Source organism: Kosakonia sp. YIM B13588, from assembly GCF_042788165.1.
GTDB classification, from domain to species: Bacteria; Pseudomonadota; Gammaproteobacteria; order Enterobacterales; family Enterobacteriaceae; genus Kosakonia; species Kosakonia sacchari.
On sequence record NZ_JBHZPO010000001.1, the window covers coordinates 708,130 to 725,000 of the forward strand.

Annotated in this window: 20 protein-coding genes; 11 read left to right on the forward strand and 9 right to left on the reverse strand. The window is 53.9% G+C overall.

Going from position 1 to position 16,871, the window contains the following annotated elements:
* The first annotated feature begins 1 nt into the window (after position 1).
* From trpCF to ACFX4U_RS03335, 4 genes are all read left to right on the forward strand, one after another.
* On the forward strand, positions 2-1,360 hold the full coding sequence (trpCF, locus tag ACFX4U_RS03320; protein WP_313507576.1) for a bifunctional indole-3-glycerol-phosphate synthase TrpC/phosphoribosylanthranilate isomerase TrpF: 1,359 nt from the start codon (positions 2-4) through the stop codon (positions 1,358-1,360).
* Positions 1,361-1,372: 12 nt separating this feature from the next.
* Entirely contained in the window at positions 1,373-2,566 is a 1,194-nt protein-coding gene (trpB, locus tag ACFX4U_RS03325; protein WP_313507575.1) for a tryptophan synthase subunit beta, read from the forward strand.
* Positions 2,566-3,375 carry a tryptophan synthase subunit alpha gene (gene trpA, locus ACFX4U_RS03330; RefSeq protein WP_380218716.1) on the forward strand — a complete coding sequence of 270 codons (810 nt, stop codon included), beginning with the start codon at positions 2,566-2,568 and terminating at the stop codon, positions 3,373-3,375. Before trpB ends, trpA begins: the two co-directional genes overlap by 1 nt.
* 133 nt (positions 3,376-3,508) lie before the next feature.
* Entirely contained in the window at positions 3,509-4,750 is a 1,242-nt protein-coding gene (locus tag ACFX4U_RS03335) for a chloride channel protein (protein ID WP_313507573.1), read from the forward strand.
* 290 nt (positions 4,751-5,040) lie between these two features.
* Here ACFX4U_RS03335 and ompW read toward each other — a convergent pair whose 3' ends face one another.
* The gene (ompW, locus tag ACFX4U_RS03340) at positions 5,041-5,676 is read right to left on the reverse strand and encodes an outer membrane protein OmpW (protein ID WP_313507571.1); all 636 of its coding nucleotides are present in this window, start codon (positions 5,674-5,676) and stop codon (positions 5,041-5,043) included.
* Positions 5,677-5,956: 280 nt separating this feature from the next.
* Between ompW and ACFX4U_RS03345 the strand changes: the two genes are divergently transcribed.
* The 4 genes from ACFX4U_RS03345 (at position 5,957) to yciA (ending at position 8,222) form a co-directional block, all read left to right on the forward strand.
* Positions 5,957-6,361 (forward strand): YkgJ family cysteine cluster protein, encoded by a 405-nt coding sequence (locus ACFX4U_RS03345; protein ID WP_200550830.1) that lies wholly within the window; start codon positions 5,957-5,959, stop codon positions 6,359-6,361.
* Between the two features lie 24 nt (positions 6,362-6,385).
* Positions 6,386-7,129 (forward strand): YciC family protein, encoded by a 744-nt coding sequence (locus ACFX4U_RS03350; protein WP_305735919.1) that lies wholly within the window; start codon positions 6,386-6,388, stop codon positions 7,127-7,129.
* A gap of 51 nt (positions 7,130-7,180) precedes the next feature.
* A complete protein-coding gene (locus ACFX4U_RS03355; protein WP_016495852.1) occupies positions 7,181-7,723 on the forward strand; it encodes a septation protein A in 543 nt (180 codons plus the stop codon).
* A 100-nt stretch (positions 7,724-7,823) separates the two neighbouring features.
* Positions 7,824-8,222, forward strand: coding sequence for an acyl-CoA thioester hydrolase YciA (yciA, locus tag ACFX4U_RS03360; RefSeq protein ID WP_305735918.1), 399 nt, complete (start codon positions 7,824-7,826; stop codon positions 8,220-8,222).
* Between the two features lie 29 nt (positions 8,223-8,251).
* Here yciA and tonB read toward each other — a convergent pair whose 3' ends face one another.
* Positions 8,252-8,971, reverse strand: a complete 720-nt coding sequence (gene tonB / locus ACFX4U_RS03365) for a TonB system transport protein TonB (protein ID WP_200551071.1) — start codon at positions 8,969-8,971, stop codon at positions 8,252-8,254.
* Positions 8,972-9,191: 220 nt separating this feature from the next.
* Here tonB and ACFX4U_RS03370 point away from each other — a divergent pair, with 220 nt between their 5' ends.
* On the forward strand, positions 9,192-9,488 hold the full coding sequence (locus tag ACFX4U_RS03370) for a YciI family protein (protein ID WP_016495849.1): 297 nt from the start codon (positions 9,192-9,194) through the stop codon (positions 9,486-9,488).
* A 200-nt stretch (positions 9,489-9,688) separates the two neighbouring features.
* Here ACFX4U_RS03370 and ACFX4U_RS03375 read toward each other — a convergent pair whose 3' ends face one another.
* From ACFX4U_RS03375 to ACFX4U_RS03385, 3 genes are all read right to left on the reverse strand, one after another.
* Positions 9,689-10,027: an SMR family transporter gene (locus ACFX4U_RS03375; protein ID WP_017457172.1), complete on the reverse strand. Its 339-nt coding sequence runs from the start codon at positions 10,025-10,027 to the stop codon at positions 9,689-9,691.
* 18 nt (positions 10,028-10,045) lie between these two features.
* Positions 10,046-10,666 (reverse strand): LysE family translocator, encoded by a 621-nt coding sequence (locus tag ACFX4U_RS03380; RefSeq protein ID WP_305735917.1) that lies wholly within the window; start codon positions 10,664-10,666, stop codon positions 10,046-10,048.
* A 65-nt stretch (positions 10,667-10,731) separates the two neighbouring features.
* Positions 10,732-10,905 carry a YciY family protein gene (locus ACFX4U_RS03385; protein WP_017457170.1) on the reverse strand — a complete coding sequence of 58 codons (174 nt, stop codon included), beginning with the start codon at positions 10,903-10,905 and terminating at the stop codon, positions 10,732-10,734.
* Between the two features lie 140 nt (positions 10,906-11,045).
* Here ACFX4U_RS03385 and cls point away from each other — a divergent pair, with 140 nt between their 5' ends.
* The gene (cls, locus tag ACFX4U_RS03390) at positions 11,046-12,506 is read left to right on the forward strand and encodes a cardiolipin synthase (RefSeq protein ID WP_313507570.1); all 1,461 of its coding nucleotides are present in this window, start codon (positions 11,046-11,048) and stop codon (positions 12,504-12,506) included.
* Between the two features lie 30 nt (positions 12,507-12,536).
* Positions 12,537-12,866: an HI1450 family dsDNA-mimic protein gene (locus tag ACFX4U_RS03395; RefSeq protein ID WP_305735915.1), complete on the forward strand. Its 330-nt coding sequence runs from the start codon at positions 12,537-12,539 to the stop codon at positions 12,864-12,866.
* Positions 12,867-12,925: 59 nt separating this feature from the next.
* Here the strand turns inward: ACFX4U_RS03395 and oppF are convergent, their stop codons facing one another.
* The 4 genes from oppF to oppB are packed head-to-tail and all read right to left on the reverse strand — an operon-like array spanning position 12,926 to position 16,795.
* Positions 12,926-13,930, reverse strand: coding sequence for a murein tripeptide/oligopeptide ABC transporter ATP binding protein OppF (gene oppF / locus ACFX4U_RS03400; protein ID WP_313507569.1), 1,005 nt, complete (start codon positions 13,928-13,930; stop codon positions 12,926-12,928).
* Positions 13,927-14,940: an ABC transporter ATP-binding protein gene (locus ACFX4U_RS03405; RefSeq protein WP_017457168.1), complete on the reverse strand. Its 1,014-nt coding sequence runs from the start codon at positions 14,938-14,940 to the stop codon at positions 13,927-13,929. Before ACFX4U_RS03405 ends, oppF begins: the two co-directional genes overlap by 4 nt.
* Positions 14,941-14,951: 11 nt before the next feature.
* Positions 14,952-15,860: an oligopeptide ABC transporter permease OppC gene (oppC, locus tag ACFX4U_RS03410; protein WP_305735913.1), complete on the reverse strand. Its 909-nt coding sequence runs from the start codon at positions 15,858-15,860 to the stop codon at positions 14,952-14,954.
* 14 nt (positions 15,861-15,874) lie between these two features.
* Positions 15,875-16,795: an oligopeptide ABC transporter permease OppB gene (gene oppB, locus ACFX4U_RS03415; protein ID WP_305735912.1), complete on the reverse strand. Its 921-nt coding sequence runs from the start codon at positions 16,793-16,795 to the stop codon at positions 15,875-15,877.
* Positions 16,796-16,871: the final 76 nt, after the last annotated feature.

Below are 16,871 nucleotides of genomic sequence, written 5' to 3' on the forward strand. Positions count from 1 at the left end.
AATGCAGACCGTTTTAGCGAAAATCGTCGCCGATAAAGCCGTATGGGTAGCGGCGCGCAAGGAGCAACAACCGCTGGCCAGCTTTCAGAATGAAGTCCAGCCAAGCACGCGTCGCTTCTACGATGCCCTGCAAGGTACGCGAACAGCGTTTATCCTGGAGTGCAAAAAAGCCTCGCCCTCAAAGGGCGTGATCCGCAATGATTTTGACCCGGCGCGCATTGCGGCTATCTACAAACATCATGCGTCAGCGATTTCCGTGCTGACGGATGAAAAATATTTCCAGGGCAGTTTTGATTTTCTGCCGATTGTCAGCGCCATCGCGCCGCAGCCAATCCTGTGCAAAGATTTTATTATCGACGCTTATCAGATTTACCTGGCGCGTCACTACCAGGCAGATGCGTGCCTGCTGATGCTCTCGGTACTCGACGATGAGCAGTACCGCCAGCTTGCCGCCGTCGCGCACAGCCTGAATATGGGCGTGCTAACAGAAGTCAGTAATGAAGAAGAGCTGCAACGCGCTATCGCACTGGAAGCGAAAGTCGTCGGCATCAACAACCGCGACCTGCGCGATCTTTCCATCGATTTGAACCGCACCCGTGAGCTCGCACCGCGCCTTGGCACAGGTGTGACGGTCATCAGCGAATCTGGCATCAATACCTATGCTCAAGTGCGTGAGCTCAGCCATTTTGCCAATGGTTTCCTGATTGGCTCCGCGCTGATGTCCCATGACGATCTCGATGCAGCGGTGAAACGCGTTTTGCTGGGTGAAAACAAAGTGTGCGGGCTGACACGTCCAGAGGACGCGCAGGCGGCACATCAGGCCGGTGCAATTTATGGCGGCTTGATCTTCGTTGCCAGTTCCCCGCGCGCCGTAACGGAAGCGCAAGCACAAACGGTGATGCAGGCCGCGCCGCTGCAATATGTCGGTGTGTTCCGTAATGCCGCGCCCGAAGAGGTGGTGGCGAAAGTTAACGCACTGAATCTGGTTGCCGTCCAACTGCATGGCGATGAAGACCAGGCCTATATCGATTCACTGCGCGAGCGTCTGCCGGCGAAGACGCAAATCTGGAAAGCGCTCAGCGTTGGCGACAGCCTGCCCGCTCGGCGCTTTCAGCAGGTTGATAAATATGTGTTTGATAACGGCCATGGCGGCAGCGGTAAAAGTTTCGACTGGTCGTTACTGGCAGGCGAACCGCTGGATAATGTGATTCTTGCTGGTGGCCTGAGCGCAGACAATTGCGTGCAGGCGGCCAAAACCGGCTGTGCCGGACTCGATTTTAATTCAGGCGTGGAGTCGGAACCGGGTATCAAAGATGCCAGCAAACTGGCCTCGGTTTTCCGTACACTGCGCGCTTATTAAGGAAAGAAGATAATGACGACACTACTGAATCCCTATTTTGGCGAGTTTGGCGGAATGTTCGTTCCGCAAATACTGATGCCGGCACTGCGCCAGCTTGAAGAAGCCTTTGTCAGCGCGCAGAGCGATGCCGAGTTTCAGCAACAATTTAACGACCTGCTGAAAAACTACGCCGGACGTCCGACCGCACTGACCAGATGCCAGAATATTACCGCCGGTACGCGCACCACGCTTTACCTCAAGCGTGAAGATTTGCTGCATGGCGGCGCGCACAAAACCAACCAGGTGCTGGGTCAGGCGTTGCTGGCGAAACGCATGGGTAAAACCGAAATTATCGCCGAAACGGGGGCCGGTCAGCATGGCGTGGCCTCAGCGCTGGCGAGCGCCCTGCTGGGCCTGAAATGTCGCATCTATATGGGCGCAAAAGACGTGGAACGCCAGTCGCCAAACGTGTTCCGCATGCGCTTAATGGGCGCGGAAGTGATCCCGGTACATAGCGGTTCCGCCACGCTGAAAGATGCCTGTAACGAGGCGCTGCGCGACTGGTCTGGTAGCTATGAAACCGCGCACTATATGCTGGGCACTGCGGCGGGTCCGCACCCGTTCCCGACCATTGTGCGCGAATTCCAGCGCATGATCGGCGAAGAGACCAAAGCGCAGATCCTCGAAAAAGAGGGGCGTCTGCCGGATGCAGTTATCGCCTGTGTGGGCGGAGGTTCGAATGCGATCGGTATGTTTGCCGACTTTATCGACGAAACTTCTGTCGGCCTGATAGGTGTCGAACCGGCGGGTCACGGGATTGAAACCGGCGAGCATGGCGCGCCGCTGAAACATGGGCGCGTAGGCATCTATTTTGGTATGAAATCGCCAATGATGCAGACAGATGAAGGCCAGATTGAAGAGTCTTACTCTATCTCTGCGGGTCTCGATTTCCCGTCTGTCGGGCCGCAACATGCGTACCTCAACAGTACGGGGCGTGCCGACTATGTTTCCATCACCGATGATGAAGCGCTGGACGCGTTCAAAACTCTGTGCCGCCATGAAGGCATCATTCCGGCGCTGGAATCCTCGCACGCCCTCGCCCATGCGTTAAAAATGATGCGCGAGAACCCGGACAAAGAGCAGTTGCTGGTGGTTAACCTTTCCGGGCGCGGTGACAAAGACATTTTTACCGTACATGACATCCTGAAAGCGCGAGGGGAAATCTGATGGAACGCTATGACAATGTATTTATACAGCTGAGCGCGCGCAAAGAAGGTGCATTCGTTCCCTTCGTCACGCTGGGCGATCCGTCCCCGGAACAGTCGCTAAAAATCATCGATACGCTGATTGAGGCGGGTGCGGATGCACTTGAGCTGGGGATCCCGTTTTCCGACCCGCTGGCAGACGGTCCGACCATTCAAAACGCCACGCTGCGCGCCTTTGCCGCAGGCGTGACACCGTCACAATGTTTCGAAATGCTGGCGGCCATTCGTCAGAAGCACCCAACGATCCCCATTGGCTTGCTGATGTACGCTAACCTGGTGTTCAGCCGGGGAATTGACGAATTCTATGCCCAGTGTGCAAAAGTCGGCGTCGATTCCGTGCTGGTCGCGGATGTGCCGATTGAAGAGTCCGCGCCGTTCCGCCAGGCGGCCTTGCGCCATAATATCGCGCCCATCTTTATCTGCCCGCCAAACGCGGACGACGATCTGCTGCGCCAGATTGCCTCTTATGGCCGGGGTTACACCTATCTGCTTTCGCGCGCCGGGGTAACTGGCGCGGAAAACCGTGCGGCGTTGCCACTGCACCATCTGGTGGAAAAACTTACCGAGTATCACGCTGCGCCTGCGCTGCAGGGTTTCGGTATTTCCGCACCGGATCAGGTTAGCGCTGCCGTAGAAGCAGGTGCCGCCGGGGCGATTTCCGGTTCCGCGATCGTGAAAATCATTGAGAAAAACCTCGCCAACCCAACGGCTATGCTGGCTGAACTGAAAGCCTTTGTGCAGAGCCTGAAAGGCGCTACTTTACCGCGTTAACCTCCCGCACCGCCTGTTGATTCAGGCGGTGTACTTCCCTGTTTATCCGCATATTTTTCCTGACGCATTGTTAAAAGGTTCATATTTTCTGTGGAATAATAATCCTAAAAATTATGAGACCGATAAATACACCATGCGTGAGTTCCCTGATTCCTGCTGGCAACGTCGCTGGCTGGCCCTGCTGCTGACCGGGCTACTTTCCGGTGCGGCTGGCATGTTGATTGCCCTTCTTCTGCATGCCATCCAGCACCTCGCTTTTGGTTATAGCCAGCAATCGCTGATTGGCGGCGCACCGTTCCTGCAGGGCGTAACGGATGCCAGCGCCCTGCGCCGTTTTGCTTCACTTGCTGCTGCGGGTATAGTGGCTGGCTGGGGCTGGTGGCTCCTGGCACGCTATGCAAAAAAACGCGTCAGTGTTGGCGCTGCGCTAAAAGATGCTCAGCGCCCGATGCCTGCTTTCGCCACCATAACTCATACGCTCTTGCAAGTTGTCACCGTGGCAATGGGCTCGCCGCTCGGGCGTGAAAGCGCACCGCGTGAAGTCGGTGCCCTGTTTGGCGGTGGGATCGCACGGCATATCGGGTTAAATGCACAAGAAACCCGGCTGGTGATCGCCTGCGGCGCAGGTGCCGGGCTGGCGGCGGTGTATAACGTTCCGCTGGCGGGCGCGATTTTTACCCTTGAGGTACTGCTGGTCACAATCAGTTGGGATGCGGTTATTGCCGCCATTGTCACCTCCGCCCTCGCCGCGTTCGTGGCATCGCTGGTGCTGGGCAACGAACGGCAGTATCTCTTTACCGCTCCCACAGCGCCCCTCTCTTTGATTATCTGGGCAACCTTGTCCGGCCCGTTGTTCGGCTATGCTGCCAGTCTGTTCCGGCGGATGACCAAAAATGCACGGGCGCAGGTGAAAACCAACTGGCAAATGCCGGTCTTCTGCTTTATCGCTTTTGCCTGTCTCGGCTTGCTCGCAATCTGGTTTCCGCAATTACCAGGCAACGGGCGCGGTCCGGTACAGCTCAGTTTTGGCGGAGGCGTTACGCTGCCGCTGACGGCAATGTTGATTGGCTTGAAAGTGCTGAGTATCTGGATGGTGCTGCGCAGCGGAGCCGAAGGAGGTCTGCTCACGCCAGGGCTGGCGATCGGTGCCCTGCTGGGTGCACTGATGTTCCTGCTGGTTGGGCAATTTTTTCCCGAGGGCAATATGGCGGAATTCGCACTGACCGGCGGCGCGGCTTTTCTCGCCTCGTCGATGCAAATGCCGCTCACTGCCATTGTGCTGCTGATGGAATTCACCGGCATGGATTTCAGCTTTTTTGTGCCGCTAACGCTCTGCGTCGCGGGTGCGTATATGACCTGCCGCTATTGCGAGTAGCGCGTTTCGGGGCGTTCGTTTATGGCGCTGAATGTGTCCGCGGGCTTGTTGTGAATGCGCCAATAGCTACGTGAAAGAAAGTCAGATGTTGGCATTCGTAATACGTCATTTCGCCTTCGGTTGCGCAACATCGTGTCTGAACAAATGAGAGTTGAACCGCTGCTTACGGTGTCTCTGTGTCTGATGTGCGCAGCGCGATGGTGTTTTATAAGCTGAAAGATGCCCGCATGGTGATGTGGTGCAGAAATGCGTGGAAACTGGTTATCGCGAAACCAGTTTCCACAATGCGCTTAAAAACGATAACCGGCAGAGAACATAAACACCCACGGATCCAGGCGAGTATGTACGCTTTGTTGCTGACCATTCGCTTTAAAACGCACATCCGTATCGATATCCATCCACCAGACGGACATGTTAATCAGCCAGTTGCGGTCGATTAAGTAATCCAGACCAGCTTGCCCCGCCACGCCCCAGGAGTCTTTCAGGCTCAAATCCGACAGCCCGGCCTCTTTCCCGGTATCGTTAAATTTCTCATCAAAGAAAGTGGTGTAGTTTACGCCTGCCCCAAGGTATGGGCGCAATTTGCTCTGTGAATCACCGAAATACCACTGCGCCATTAATGTCGGCGGCAGGTGGTGCACAGTGGCGATGTCGCCGGTTGGACCGGTGCCAACGCGGTGGCGAAATGGCGTCGCGGCCAGTAATTCAACGCCGATATTGTCGGTCGCCATCCAGCTCATCGTCACACCCAGTTGGGTGTTGTTGCTGACATTAAAACTGCCCAGAGCGCCTAAAACGTTATCTGAACCTTCCGTCGGACGTACCGTCGCGGAACCGGCTCGAATGAAAAACTCGCCAGCTTCATGCGCGTATACACCTGTAGAAAGACTACTCAGGATCAATGCTGCCACGGCTAACTTCTTCATATCCACTCCATGTTTAAGGTTTTTATCGCGCCGTGAATATACCTATAACTGAGTACAAAGTGATCCAACACAGATCACACTTGACCCCGTAATTTAACATTCATTGATCTGGGTTAATTTTCACTACTCGTTACACTCATTAACTTTTGTATTTAAATCAATTTTCGCTTTGTGAGGTGGTTAAAAAATACCTGTTCGCCCATCTTGTGCGCGTTCTGCGGCAGCGATAATTTATTGGCCTGACAATTTATGTTGATGCGTCGTTAAATGCAGGTGCGCTATGAGTGATATCAATCCGTGCATGTCGTGCGGAGCCTGTTGTGCGTATTTTCGAGTCTCTTTCTACTGGGCAGAAGCGGATGACGCTGGCGGCCCTGTCCCGGCTCAACTCACCGAGCCGCTAACCCCCTTTCTGCGCTGCATGAGCGGAACCAATCAAAAGCAGAGCCGTTGCACGGCGCTGCAAGGCACGCCCGGCGAGTCGGCTAGTTGCAGTATTTATGCGAACAGACCGTCGCCCTGCCGGGAATTTGCTATGTCCGGCGAAGAGGGAAAGGTCAATGAAGCCTGCGATCGGGCGCGAGCGCGCTACGGTTTAGCGCCTCTTTACAAAGATATGCTTTTCCATACAAGCAGCGATGCTGCCACTGAGAGTGTATTCGGGGTACAATTGCCCGCAATTTAACACCGCTATACTCAAGGAGAGTGCATGTCTATCACGGCGAAGTCCGTTTACCGTGACACGGGGAATTTTTTTCGTAATCAGTTCGTTACCATTTTACTGATCGCGTTGCTTTGTGCATTTATCACGTTCTTGCTGGGGAGCGCCTTTAAGCCCAGTGATGAGCAACTCTCCATTTTAAGTGAAGGGGATAATCTCGCAGGCAGCGTCGGGTTGTTTGAACTGGTGCAGAATATGACGCCGGAGCAGCAACAAGTGCTGCTGCGCGCCTCTGCGGCGTCGACATTTTCCGGACTTGTGGGCAACGCCATTCTCGTCGGTGGTGTGCTGCTGATGATCCAGATGATTTCGGCGGGTCAGCGCATCAGCGCCTTGCGGGCGATTGGTGCCAGTGCGCCACTGTTGCCGAAGCTATTTTTACTGATCCTGCTGACCACGTTTATCGTGCAAATTGGCATCATGTTTGTGATTGTCCCAGGCGTCATTCTGGCGATCCTGCTCGCGTTCGCCCCGGTGATAGTGGTGCAGGATAAAACAGGGATTTTCGCTGCCATGCGTAACAGCATGCGCCTTGCCTGGGCGAATATGCGTCTTGTCGCTCCGGCGGTAATAGGATGGTTGCTGGCGAAAACACTCCTGCTGCTGTTCGCACATAACTTTGCGGTGTTCACTGTAGAAGGCGGCGAAGTGATTGCCAATACGCTGAGCAACCTGATTTCAGCGGCGCTGCTGGTTTATCTGTTCCGCCTCTATATGTTGATGCGTTCGTGATTTTTCCGGTTGCCTGCGTCTGCGGGCAACCCCTTATGATGGAATCGTAGAATGAAGCAGTTTCTTGATTTTCTGCCGTTGGTGGTCTTTTTCGCCTTTTACAAACTGTACGATATCTATGCGGCGACCACAGCGCTGATTATCGCGACCGCTATCGTGCTGATTTACAGCTGGGTGCGCTATCGCAAAGTGGAAAAGATGGCGCTGATTACTTTTGTGCTGGTCGCGGTATTCGGCGGCCTGACCCTTTTCTTCCATAACGATGAATTTATCAAATGGAAGGTGACGGTGATTTATGCCCTGTTCGCTGCAGCGCTGCTCTTCAGTCAGTGGGTAATGAAAAAGCCGCTGATCCAGCGCATGCTCGGCAAAGAGATCGCGCTGCCGGAGGCCGTTTGGGGCAAGCTGAACATCGCCTGGGCGCTGTTTTTTATTCTGTGTGGTCTGGCAAATATCTACATTGCCTTCTGGCTGCCGCAGAATATCTGGGTGAATTTCAAAGTGTTTGGCTTAACCGCTCTGACGCTTCTCTTCACCGTGCTAAGCGGCGTTTACATCTACCGCCACATGCCCGCGCAGGACGACAAATCCTGAGACGGAAAGCCAGGCCACCGCGCCTGGCTTTTTTCTTTCCGAACGCCCCGTATTCGTAGTAGCATCCCGCCATAAATCCCTCATAGCAGAAGAGATAACAATGGCAACCCTTCAGGACACTCCCCAGGGAGATCTTGTTTTACGCACATTAGCAATGCCAGCAGACACCAATGCCAACGGCGATATCTTCGGCGGCTGGTTAATGTCACAAATGGATATTGGCGGAGCAATACAAGCCAAGGAAATTGCGCATGGTCGCGTGGTGACGGTGCGCGTTGACGGCATGACGTTTCTTCGCCCGGTCGCAGTGGGCGACGTGGTGTGCTGCTACGCACGCTGCGTTAAACGGGGCAACACGTCAGTGACGATTAATATTGAAGTGTGGGTGAAGAAGGTCTCGTCCGAGCCAATTGGTCAGCGTTATAAAGCGACGGAAGCGCTGTTTATTTACGTCGCAGTGGATAATGAAGGTAAACCACGCCCGCTACCGCAGGCCTGAAGAAAAAAGCCTCCTTACGGAGGCTTTTTTTATTCCATTGAGGCACCGCCGTTCAGGCGGAACACAATATTCACAATTAATCCCGAACCCGGTTTTCCGGCCTCATAACGCCACTTGCGCATTGCCGCTTTTACTTCACGTTCAAACATATTCGCCGGTTGCGCTGACAGCACTTCGACATTCTCAACACGGCCATCTGAAGTGACGTCAAACTTCACTTTTACCCGACCTTCAATACGCAGCGCTTGCGCGCGGGCCGGATACTGCGGCTGATTGCGGCTCAACGCGCGCGGGCCAGCAGGAACAGCCGGCGCTGGCTGGGTTGCCGCCGACGGTGTCGGATTCGCGACCGGGCGCGCGGGCGCGTTATTCTGGAACGGCGAGGCCGGTTGCGGCGTTACCGGTTTCGTTTCGCGCTTCGGCTGCTCGACCTTTTTCTCCGGTTTCGGCTTTGGTTTCGGTTTGGGCTGCGGTTTGGGCTTTTCAATCACCACTGGCGCTTCTTTCGGTGGCTCAGGAACCGGTTCTGGCTCGGGTTCCGGCTCGACCACCGGTTCTGGCGGTTGAGCAACCTGAGGCGGTTCCAGATCGGCAGGCGCCACCATAGTGACCGTAATGGGCTGCGCAGGTGCGGGCAGTTCAACAACCTGATGTACCGATGTATAGAGCAGACCCGCCACGACGGCGCCGTGAATACCAACAGACAACAGCGTCGGCCAGGGAAAGCGGCGAGGTAAATCGAGGGTCATTGAAGTCATAATCGTGTCAGTTAAAAATCCAGAGCTAGATTTTAAATGCAAATAGCAATCATATTCAACAAGCCATCGCATGCGCGGGCAATTTAGTCAGGTAAATGGGCAAAAAAGCCGCATACTTTGCGAGGATGTTACCGCCATTACCATCTTTACATTGCAGTCGTTCCACCTTTCACATACGGTATGGCTTTCTTATCTGTGAGGAGTTCTGCCCGTGCTGTACGTTATTTTTGCTGAAGATATTGCTGACTCGCTCGAAAAACGTTTGTCCGTGCGCCCTGCCCATCTGGCGAGACTGCAACTGCTGCACGATGAAGGACGCCTGCTGACAGCGGGCCCAATGCCGGCCGTCGACAGCAACGATCCGGGAGCGGCGGGTTTCACTGGCTCGACGGTGATTGCTGAGTTTGAATCGCTGGAAGCGGCGAAGTCCTGGGCAGAAGCCGATCCCTACGTTGCTGCCGGGGTTTATCAGAACGTGACGGTGAAACCGTTCAAAAAAGTATTCTAAAAAGAAAAGACCCGCCACGGCGGGTCTTTTACTTTAAAGGCTTCTTCAGAACCTGGCGGCACTTCACATCCGGCTGGTGAGTTCAGCGCCTGCGCAAATCGCGGCGTATTCACGAACTCGCCCGACACCGATATATATGCTCGCCTGTTGCAGAAGAGATTTTTTAACAGGCAGATCGCTGAAGTCTGGCGGTTTATTATTTAATGCCCAACGCTTTTGGAAAAAAGATTAATAATCACCACCCCGGCGATAATTAACCCCATCCCCATAATTGCCGGCATATCCAGTTTTTGCCCGTGTACAAGCCAGCCAGCAAGACCTATCAGCACAATACCGGCACCTGACCAGATGGCATAAATCACCCCGGTCGGAAGAGTGCGCATAGTAATTGTCAGGCACCAGAATGCAATGCAATACCCGGCGATACTGATAAAGCCGGGTAACAAACGGGTAAAGCTGTCGGAAGATTTCAGCGCCGTGGTGGCAATCACTTCCATCACAATAGCAATACCGAGAAAGATAAAGGCTTCTTTATTCATATGGGTTACCGGACAATATTAACGTTTACTGAGCGCCAGACGGGTGGCAAACAGCAAAAAGACCATCCCAGTGCAGCGATCCATCCAGCGTATGACTTTTTCTTTACGCAGGAATGACGCCAGTGGGCGCGTGGCAGAAATCAGCAGCGTCGACCAGCAGGTGCCCAGTAAAAGATGAATAAAAACCAGGCCAAAAGTCCACGCGATCAACGGTTGCCCCTGCGGGATAAACTGTGGCAAAAATGAGACATAAAAAATGCCCACTTTGGGGTTGAGCACATTGCCGAACATCCCTTTGATAAACCAGTTTTGCGATTTCGTTTCGCTTGCGTCCACCGCAGCAAACGATCTGCGTGGGCGCAGCAGCATATTCAGACCCAACCAGCATAAATAGGCAGCGCCGCAATATTTCAGGATATTGTACGCCAGCTCAGATACCGCAATCAGCGCGCCCAGGCCAAACGCCACCATTGCGCCCCAGATAAGACAACCGGTGTTGATCCCCATCTGCGCTTTAAAAGCCTCTTTGCGCCCCTCAACGGTCGCGGTGCGTAGTATCAGCGCCGTATCCAGCCCCGGTGTTAATGTCAAAAGCGTGGCGGCGAAGGTAAAAGCCAACAGACTATCCATTACCGACATACGGCAACTTCCTCTTTAGCATTAAGCCCAGAAACGATCGCGGGCACCTGTTCGGTGCCCGGATATTAAAGATCGTAAATAGCGAATAACAGCACATTACGATGACGGTTTACGCCACATTTCCTGATGGCGTGGATGCGCATATTGCGACGTGACTGCGCTTCCAGCCAGCGCGCTTTACGGCGGCTCATCTGCCGCAGCATACGCCAGCGCCCCACTTCCGTTCGACTACGCTTCATTTTTACAACTCAAAACTTAACAGAAACGCCATTATAGTCCGTCAACTTCGCCAGGCCAGCGCTTTTCGGCGTTTTTATTTGCCAGATGAATGCGGATGCGTACACTCATGAAATACGGTTTTTTAAAAGGATTTTTATCTATGTCCGCTTTTTACACGGTAATGAGTTGGCTGATTGTCTTAGGTTACTGGCTACTGATTGCTGGTGTAACACTGCGCATATTGATGAAACGCCGCGCGGTCACTTCCGCGATGGCGTGGTTATTGATTATTTATATCCTGCCGCTGGTTGGGATCATCGCCTATCTTTCCCTTGGCGAACTGCACCTCGGAAAACGTCGCGCCGAGCGCGCTCGCGCTATGTGGCCTTCTACCGCCAAGTGGCTGAATGATCTAAAAAATTTCAAGCACATTTTTGCGACCGAAAACAGCGGCGTGGCGTCATCTCTTTTCAAGCTTTGCGAGCGACGCCAGGGGATCGCCGGGGTTAAGGGCAACCAGTTGCAGTTACTCACCTCGACTGATGATGTTATGCAGGCATTGATCCGTGATATTCAGCTCGCCCGGCACAATATCGAGATGGTGTTTTACATCTGGCAACCCGGTGGAATGGCGGATCAGGTGGCCGAATCGTTAATGGCAGCAGCGCGCCGTGGCGTGCACTGTCGCTTGTTGCTGGATTCCGCGGGCAGCGTGGCGTTTTTTCGCAGCCCGTGGGTAACCATGATGCGAAACGCCGGCATTGAAGTGGTCGAGGCGCTGAAGGTGAATTTAATGCGTGTTTTTCTACGCCGCATGGATTTACGCCAGCATCGAAAAATCGTGTTGATAGACAATTACATCGCCTACACCGGCAGCATGAATCTGGTCGATCCGCGCTTCTTTAAGCAAGATGCTGGCGTCGGTCAATGGGTCGATTTGATGGCGCGTATGGAAGGTCCGATCGCTACGGCAATGGGGATTGTTTACTCTTGCGACTGGGAAATTGAAACCGGAAAACGCATTCTTCCCCCGCCGCCTGACGCCAATATCATGCCTTTTGAGGAAGCCAGCGGGCACACCATTCACACCATTGCCTCCGGACCTGGGTTTCCGGAAGATCTGATCCACCAGGCGTTGCTGACTGCCGTCTACGCATCACGCGAATATTTAATTATGACCACGCCCTATTTCGTGCCCAGCGACGACCTGCTGCATGCGATTTGTACGGCGGCGCAGCGCGGCGTGGACGTGAGTATCATTTTGCCGCGTAAAAATGACTCGCTGCTGGTTGGCTGGGCCAGTCGGGCATTTTTTGGCGAGTTGCTGGCCGCAGGCGTAAAGATTTATCAGTTCGAAGGCGGTTTGCTGCACACCAAAAGCGTGTTAGTGGATGGCGAACTGAGCCTCATTGGTACCGTAAATCTGGATATGCGTAGCCTGTGGCTCAATTTCGAAATCACGCTGGTGATTGACGATGCCGGTTTCGGTGGCGATCTGGCGGCCGTCCAGGATGATTACATCTCCCGCTCCCGCTTACTTGACGCGCGTTTGTGGGTAAAACGGCCGTTCTGGCACCGCATTGCTGAACGACTGTTTTACTTCTTCAGTCCGTTGCTGTAAAACGTGCCCAACAGACGTGAAGAGGTAATCATGGAAATGGATCTGAATAATCGCCTGACCGAAGACGAAACCCTTGAGCAGGCTTACGACATCTTCCTCGAACTGGCAGCGGATAATCTCGACCCGGCGGACATCATTCTTTTCAACTTACAGTTTGAAGAGCGTGGCGGTGCTGAGTTGTTTGATCCGGGCGAAGACTGGCAGGAACATGTGGATTACGATTTAAACCCGGACTTCTTCGCCGAGGTGGTCATTGGCCTTGCGGATACCGATGGTGGCGAACTCAATGATATCTTTGCGCGCGTATTACTGTGCCGCGAAAAAGATCACAAACTTTGCCATATTCTCTGGCGCGAATAAGCGCGGAAAAAGAGAAAAGAAAAAGGGCTGACAACTGTCAGCCCTTTTTTATGCGTGGATTATAGCGGGTCGACTTTCAGGCAGGAGACGGCATGACGGAAGCTGCCCTCCAGCACTGGACGTGTCTGCGCGCACTCAGGCCCGGCAATCGGGCAGCGAGTACGGAACACGCAGCCCGACGGCGGGTTGATTGGTGACGGCAAATCCCCTTCCAGCAACTGTATTGTCTTGTTCTTTTCCCGATCCGGATCCGGAACCGGCACCGCCGACATCAGCGCTTTGGTATACGGGTGCAGCGGGTTCTGATACACCTCGTCATAAGTGCCAAGCTCGACAGCATGACCGAGGTACATCACCAGCACACGGTCGGAGATATGCTTCACTACCGCCAGGTCGTGAGCGATAAAGATCAGCGACAGCCCCATTTCACGTTGCAGTTTTTGCAGCAGGTTAACGACCTGCGCCTGGATTGATACATCCAGCGCGGAAACCGGTTCATCACAAATGATCAGTTTCGGTTCGAGGATCAGCGCGCGGGCAATGCCGATACGCTGACACTGACCACCGGAGAACTCGTGCGGATAGCGGTTAATCAGGTTCGGCAGCAGCCCCACTTTCATCATCATCGTTTTAACGCGATCGCGCACTTCCTGACGCGACATTTTCGGATGATAGGTGCGCAGCGGTTCGGCGATGATTTCACCGATGGTCATACGTGGGTTCAGTGATGCCAGCGGATCCTGAAAAATCATCTGGATATCGCTGCGTACATCGCGCCACTCTTCCTGCTTCATGCCCAGCAGATCTTTACCCAACCAGGCCACTTTTCCGTCGGTGGCTTTCACCAGGCCAATGATGGCGCGGGCAAAAGTCGACTTACCGCAACCGGATTCACCCACCACGCCGAGAGTTTCCCCTTCGTACAGACGCAGCGTGACGCCATCAACTGCTTTCAGGGTTTTCGGCGGTTGCCAGAACCACTGTTTGCCATCTTTAATGTCGAAATGCACCTTTAAATCGGCGATTTCCAGCAGCACTTTTCTCTCATCAATCGCGGTATTCATACCAGTTCCTCCACCGATTTAAAGCAGGCGCGCAAACGGCCCGGGGCAAACTCCTCCAGCGGTGGAGCACTGTTACAAATTTCCATCGCGTGCGGGCAGCGCGGCTGGAACGGGCAGCCTTTTGGCAGGCGCAGCAGGTTCGGCGGGTTGCCCGGAATGGTCAACAACGCTTCGCCTTCAGTATCGAGGCGTGGTACCGCATTCAGCAGGCCGATAGAGTACGGATGCGATGGCTGGTAGAACACATCGCGCGCTTTGCCATACTCCATGGTACGACCAGCGTACATGACCAGCACTTTGTCACAGATGCCGGCGACAACGCCGAGGTCATGGGTGATCATAATGATTGCGGTGTTGAATTCGCGTTTCAGCTCGTTCAACAGGGTCATGATCTGCGCCTGTACGGTCACGTCCAGCGCGGTGGTCGGTTCATCGGCAATCAGCAGTTTTGGCCGGCACATTAACGCCATTGCAATCATGACACGCTGGCGCATACCACCGGAAAACTCGTGCGGATACATGCGCATGCGTTTGCGCGCTTCCGGCATTTTTACTGCATCCAGCATTTTAACGGATTCTTCAAATGCTTCCGCTTTGTTCATGCCTTTGTGCAACATCAGGACTTCCATCAATTGCTCACCCACGCGCATATATGGGTTAAGCGAGGTCATTGGATCCTGGAATATCATCGAAATCTGCTCGGCGCGCAGTTTGTTCAGTGCCTGCTCCGGCAGATTAAGGATCTCTTTGCCGTTGAACGTCGCCGAGCCGCCAATGCGTCCGTTCGCCGCCAGCAAACCCATCAGCGCAAATGCAGTCTGGGATTTACCGGAACCCGATTCACCTACGATACCCAGCGTTTCACCGGCACGCAGCGAGAAGTTCAGGTCATTCACCGCTGTGACATCGCCATCCGGGGTCTGGAAGGTTACACGCAGATCTTTCACGTCCAGCAGGAGATTGGATTGCTGCTGCGTCGCCGACGCGAATGAGGTTTCAGTTATGCTCATAACAGCACTCCTTAACGGTCTTTCGGATCGAGGGCATCACGCAGGCCATCGCCGATAAAGTTAAAACAGAACAAAGTGATAACCAGGAAACCTGCCGGGAACAGCAGCAACCACGGTGACACTTCCATCGAGTTCGCACCATCGCTTAACAGCGCGCCCCAGCTACTCAGCGGCTCCTGGGTACCCAGGCCAAGGAAGCTCAGGAAGGATTCGAACAGGATCATGCTTGGCACCAGCAGTGAGGCATACACCACCACCACGCCCAGTACGTTTGGCACAATGTGGCGCACAACGATATTAGCGGTAGAAACCCCGCCCACTTGCGCCGCTTCGATAAACTCTTTACGTTTCAGGCTCAGGGTCTGGCCACGTACAATACGCGCCATATCGAGCCAGGAAACCATACCGATAGCAACAAAGATGAGCAGAATGTTTTGCCCAAAGAACGTTACCAGCAGAATCACGAAGAACATGAACGGGAAGGAGTTGAGGATCTCCAGCAAACGCATCATCACTGAGTCCGTTTTACCGCCCAGGTAACCGGAGAGTGAACCGTACAGCGTTCCCAGGATAACGGCCACCAGCGCGGCGGCAATACCGACCATCAGCGAGATACGCCCACCGATCGCCACACGCACCAGCAGGTCGCGACCGGAAGAGTCTGTACCAAAATAGTGACCGGACTCCATATCCGGCTGGCTCGACATCATGCCCCAGTCGGTATCGAAATAACTAAACGGCGACAGCATCGGTGCCAGTGTCACAAACAGAGCTATCAGTAGTAATACGACCAGGCTTGCCACCGCAGCACGGTTATGCATAAAGCGACGGCGTGCGTCCTGCCACAGGCTTCGTCCTTCGACTTCAAGTTTCTCACTGAAGTTTTCCAGCGCCTCGCTGTTTTTCTTACTTAACATCATGGCGAACTCCAGTATTAATAACGAATCTTCGGATCGATAACGGCATACAGCACATCAACAATCGCGTTAAACATAATAGTCAGCGTGCCGACCAGAATAGTAAGGCTTAATACCAGAGAATAGTCGCGGTTCAGCGCGCCGTTAACGAACAGCTGGCCGATACCCGGCAGACCATAAATGGTCTCGATAACCATGGAACCGGTAATGATGCCGACGAACGCAGGCCCCATATAGGAGAGCACCGGCAAAAGCGCAGGCTTGAGCGCATGGCGGAAAATGATTCGGCGCATCGGCAACCCTTTCGCACGCGCTGTGCGGATAAAGTTGGAGTGCAGAATTTCAATCATCGAACCACGGGTGATACGTGCAATGCTGGCGATATAGGCCAGAGACAACGCCACCATCGGCAGGATCATGAACTTCAACGCCCCGCCGTTCCAGCCACCCGCAGGCAGCCACTTCAGTATGATGGCAAAGATCATCACCAATAACGGTGCGACAACAAAACTCGGGATAACAACCCCGGTCATTGCCAGCCCCATCACCGTATAATCCCATTTAGTATTTTGGTTAAGCGCGGCGATAACACCGGCCGTAACGCCAAAGACAATGGCCAGAATAAAGGCCGCCGCACCTAATTTTGCGGAAACCGGGAAGCTTGCCGCTACCAGGTCATTCACCGTGTAGTCTTTGTATTTGAATGACGGCCCGAAATCGAAATGCGCCAGCTGCTTCAGATAACTGAAATATTGCGTGGTGATCGGGTCGTTTAAATGATATTTCGCTTCAATATTCGCCATGACCTCTGGCGCCAGCGCACGTTCACCGGTAAATGGACTTCCCGGTGCGAGACGCATCATAAAGAACGAGATGGTAATAAGAATGAAAAGTGTTGGGATCGCTTCAAGACAGCGACGTAGGATAAATTTCAACATTGCCCGTACCTTCTGGCCTGTGCCTTTTACACATTCTCTTTCAGGCGGTTAAGCCTGCGACCGATGTGTGTTCTGG

Excerpts from the sequence above, each read along its gene's own strand:
- trpCF (WP_313507576.1), top strand. The coding sequence starts at position 2 with ATGCAGACCGTTTTAGCGAAAATCGTCGCCGATAAAGCCGTATGGGTA.
- trpB (WP_313507575.1), top strand. The coding sequence starts at position 1,373 with ATGACGACACTACTGAATCCCTATTTTGGCGAGTTTGGCGGAATGTTC.
- trpA (WP_380218716.1), top strand. The coding sequence starts at position 2,566 with ATGGAACGCTATGACAATGTATTTATACAGCTGAGCGCGCGCAAAGAA.
- ACFX4U_RS03335 (WP_313507573.1), top strand. The coding sequence starts at position 3,509 with ATGCGTGAGTTCCCTGATTCCTGCTGGCAACGTCGCTGGCTGGCCCTG.
- ompW (WP_313507571.1), bottom strand. The coding sequence starts at position 5,676 with ATGAAGAAGTTAGCCGTGGCAGCATTGATCCTGAGTAGTCTTTCTACA.
- ACFX4U_RS03345 (WP_200550830.1), top strand. The coding sequence starts at position 5,957 with ATGAGTGATATCAATCCGTGCATGTCGTGCGGAGCCTGTTGTGCGTAT.
- ACFX4U_RS03350 (WP_305735919.1), top strand. The coding sequence starts at position 6,386 with ATGTCTATCACGGCGAAGTCCGTTTACCGTGACACGGGGAATTTTTTT.
- ACFX4U_RS03355 (WP_016495852.1), top strand. The coding sequence starts at position 7,181 with ATGAAGCAGTTTCTTGATTTTCTGCCGTTGGTGGTCTTTTTCGCCTTT.
- yciA (WP_305735918.1), top strand. The coding sequence starts at position 7,824 with ATGGCAACCCTTCAGGACACTCCCCAGGGAGATCTTGTTTTACGCACA.
- tonB (WP_200551071.1), bottom strand. The coding sequence starts at position 8,971 with ATGACCCTCGATTTACCTCGCCGCTTTCCCTGGCCGACGCTGTTGTCT.
- ACFX4U_RS03375 (WP_017457172.1), bottom strand. The coding sequence starts at position 10,027 with ATGAATAAAGAAGCCTTTATCTTTCTCGGTATTGCTATTGTGATGGAA.
- ACFX4U_RS03380 (WP_305735917.1), bottom strand. The coding sequence starts at position 10,666 with ATGTCGGTAATGGATAGTCTGTTGGCTTTTACCTTCGCCGCCACGCTT.
- ACFX4U_RS03385 (WP_017457170.1), bottom strand. The coding sequence starts at position 10,905 with ATGAAGCGTAGTCGAACGGAAGTGGGGCGCTGGCGTATGCTGCGGCAG.
- cls (WP_313507570.1), top strand. The coding sequence starts at position 11,046 with ATGTCCGCTTTTTACACGGTAATGAGTTGGCTGATTGTCTTAGGTTAC.
- ACFX4U_RS03395 (WP_305735915.1), top strand. The coding sequence starts at position 12,537 with ATGGAAATGGATCTGAATAATCGCCTGACCGAAGACGAAACCCTTGAG.
- oppF (WP_313507569.1), bottom strand. The coding sequence starts at position 13,930 with ATGAATACCGCGATTGATGAGAGAAAAGTGCTGCTGGAAATCGCCGAT.
- ACFX4U_RS03405 (WP_017457168.1), bottom strand. The coding sequence starts at position 14,940 with ATGAGCATAACTGAAACCTCATTCGCGTCGGCGACGCAGCAGCAATCC.
- oppC (WP_305735913.1), bottom strand. The coding sequence starts at position 15,860 with ATGATGTTAAGTAAGAAAAACAGCGAGGCGCTGGAAAACTTCAGTGAG.
- oppB (WP_305735912.1), bottom strand. The coding sequence starts at position 16,795 with ATGTTGAAATTTATCCTACGTCGCTGTCTTGAAGCGATCCCAACACTT.